Source organism: Aeromonas sp. Prich7-2 (genome assembly GCF_017939255.1).
Classification (GTDB): Bacteria; Pseudomonadota; Gammaproteobacteria; order Enterobacterales; family Aeromonadaceae; genus Aeromonas; species Aeromonas caviae.
The window spans coordinates 1-323 of record NZ_JAGKRI010000256.1; the positions used below are offsets into that span (position 1 = coordinate 1).

A 323-nucleotide genomic window follows, 5' to 3' on the forward strand; every position below is an offset into this window, starting at 1 on the left:
CAGGAGGAAGGGAACTCAGTCCAGTTTGTGCGATCTCATTAGGCGCGAAACAAAACAAGCCACACCAAAAGGACTGAGTTGATGCCTATCCTACCACCCCTGCCACGACCACAACGGCGCCGCATTCACAAAATCATCCATGCCACCCGTGATAAAGGACATGCTCGTCGCTTGATGGCCATCTTGCTGTTACATGAAGGACGCACGATCACTGATGTTCATCACCTTACCGGCGCTGCTCGCTCGACCATCGGCCGTTGGCTTCGGTGGTATCGGGATGAAGGTGTGGGGGCGTTAGAAGCCTTACCGGCTGGCCGTGCCCC

General features: G+C 56.0%; 1 protein-coding gene. It reads left to right on the forward strand.

The window, feature by feature from the left end; all coding sequences use genetic code 11:
• Positions 1–81: 81 nt before the first annotated feature.
• A partial coding sequence (locus tag J9892_RS21500) for a helix-turn-helix domain-containing protein (RefSeq protein WP_210538942.1) occupies positions 82–323 on the forward strand: 242 nt, incomplete at its 3' end.